General features: G+C 72.2%; 3 protein-coding genes. 1 reads left to right on the plus strand and 2 read right to left on the minus strand.

The features are described from left to right. A partial coding sequence (locus ITP53_RS54990; protein WP_195903421.1) for a maleylpyruvate isomerase family mycothiol-dependent enzyme occupies window positions 1-884 on the minus strand: 884 nt, incomplete at its 3' end. Then, window positions 884-1441 (minus strand): sigma-70 family RNA polymerase sigma factor, encoded by a 558-nt coding sequence (locus tag ITP53_RS54995; RefSeq protein ID WP_207757759.1) that lies wholly within the window; start codon window positions 1439-1441, stop codon window positions 884-886. The genes ITP53_RS54990 and ITP53_RS54995, both read right to left, overlap by 1 nt. A gap of 151 nt (window positions 1442-1592) precedes the next feature. On the opposite strand from ITP53_RS54995, the gene ITP53_RS55000 reads away from it, so the two are divergent. After that, complete coding sequence (locus ITP53_RS55000) at window positions 1593-2018, plus strand: OsmC family protein (RefSeq protein ID WP_195903423.1); 426 nt, start codon at window positions 1593-1595, stop codon at window positions 2016-2018. The last annotated feature ends 53 nt before the right edge of the window (window positions 2019-2071 follow it).

Below are 2071 nucleotides of genomic sequence, written 5' to 3' on the forward strand. Positions count from 1 at the left end.
CCAGAGAGGGCGGGGGCGGTGGTGAGGATGTCTCTGGCCAGGGACAGGTCGCCTGACACGGCCGCGGTGAAGTCCGCCGGGTCCCCCCTGCCGCCCAGCAGGAAGCAGAACTCGACCACGTCCGCCGTGATGTACGCGTCCGGGCTGCCCGGGGCCTCGTCCTCGACGCCCAGCGGCAGGAGCCACTCGCCCCCGCCGTCGCCGGTCAGCGTGAGCCGGAGTGTACGGCCGGCGCCGTCGAGACCGGACAGGAGCATCGTCCACGGCAGGAGGCGGGCGCACAGGTCGGCCGTCGGACGGATGTGGCCGGGCATCGGCTTGGGGAGGTTGATCCGGGCGGCCTTCGCCGCGTCGTCCGTGTGGACCCAGGTCTCCAGACCCCTGGCCAGGATGTGATCGCGCACGGCCGACTCGAGGCCGTCCATGGTGGCGAGGGTCGTCGGGGGCAGGTCCGCCAGGTGACGGCACAGGGCGTCGGCCTGGGCCCGCCAGTCCCTTCGCGTCTGCTCGGGGCTGCGGGCGAGCTCGTACGCCTGTACGTCCCGTGTACGGCTCGCCGAGTCCGTCGCCCCGAGGGGCGGCCCCAGGACGGGAGCTCCCACGGCGGCGGCCACGAGGCCGTCCTTGGCGGCCAGGTGGGCGACCAGCTCCTGGAGCGTCCAGCCCTCGACGATGACCCGTGACCAGTCGTCCTCGACCGCGGCGGCCAGCAACGCGTCCATCGCGGCCACGCGGCCCGCGTACGGCTGCGCCCAGTCCGCCGTGGGGGCGGCCGGCCTGCGCCGGGCCCTGGCCCCGGCCAGGAGCTGAGGGCGCAATGAGCGGGCCGGCTCCGCCGGGTCCTCCATCATCGCGTCCAGATAGAGACGCTCGACGGGGTCCATCACACCTCTTCCTCTGCCAGCGCGTCCGCCAGACGCCTGAGCGCCAGCCGGATGCGCGATTTGGCCGTGCCCTCGGGCACCCCCAGTTCCTCGCCCACCTGCCGATAGGTCCTGCCACCGAAGTACGCCAGCTCCACCGCCTCCCGAAGCCCGTCGGGCAGCGACGCCACCGCCTGCCGCACGCGCGCGGCCTCGTCGGCGGCGAGCACGGTCTCCTCCAGTCTGGCAGGTTCGCGCTCGAACAGCCTGGGCCCCAGCGCAGACACCCGCCTGCGCTCCTCGGCGCGCACGTGGTCGACCGCGCGCCGGTGGGCGATCGTGGCGAGCCACGCGCGTAACGTCCCGCGGTCCGGGTCGTAGGCCAGCGGGCGTTCCCAGAACACCAGGAACACCTCCTGCGTGATGTCCTCGGCGATCACCCGGTCCCTGGTGACCCGCAGGGAGAGACCGAAGATCAGCGAGGAGAGCCGGTCGTAGACCTCGCCCAGCGCGGACTCATCGCCGCCGACCACCCGCTGATGCAGCAGACGGTCGTCGTACGGTGCCTCCACTGGCACCACGCTCCCGTGTTCATCCGGACCAAGGCGGCGAGTGCGCCGCGACCCGAGCATGTCACTATTCGCGGCAAATGTTGAGCTGGATGACCGACAACCGGACTTTGTTCGCCGCGATAGGGTCAGATCACCGATACGGAGGGAGCACACAGTCATGGCCACCACCCGCACCGCCACCACTGAGTGGAAGGGCGCCCTGTTCGACGGTTCGGGCACCGTCTCGCTCGACAGCTCGGGCGTCGCCACGTTCGAGGTCTCCTGGCCTTCCAGGGCCGAGGCGGCCAACGGCAAGACCTCCCCCGAGGAGCTCATCGCGGCCGCCCACTCGTCCTGCTTCTCGATGGCGCTCTCCAACGGGCTCGCCGGTGCCGGCACTCCGCCGGAGTCGCTGCGGACCAGCGCCGACGTGACGTTCCAGCCTGGCGAGGGCATCACGGGCATCGTGCTCACGGTCAAGGGGCACGTTCCCGGCCTCACGGCCGAGCAGTTCCAGGAGGCCGCAGAGAAGGCGAAGGCCGGCTGCCCGGTCAGCAAGGCCCTGACGGGCACGACGATCACCCTCAAGGCCGAGCTGCTCTGAGAATGGGCGCGGCGCGGCGCGGCGCCGCCTGGGGGAAGCCGAACCCGCCCGCC

Origin of the sequence: Nonomuraea cypriaca, from assembly GCF_015645445.1 — a bacterium.
Lineage (GTDB): Bacteria > Actinomycetota > Actinomycetes > Streptosporangiales > Streptosporangiaceae > Nonomuraea > Nonomuraea cypriaca.

Coding starts and splice junctions, on each gene's coding strand:
- ITP53_RS55000 (WP_195903423.1), top strand. CDS start 1,593: ATGGCCACCACCCGCACCGCCACCACTGAGTGGAAGGGCGCCCTGTTC.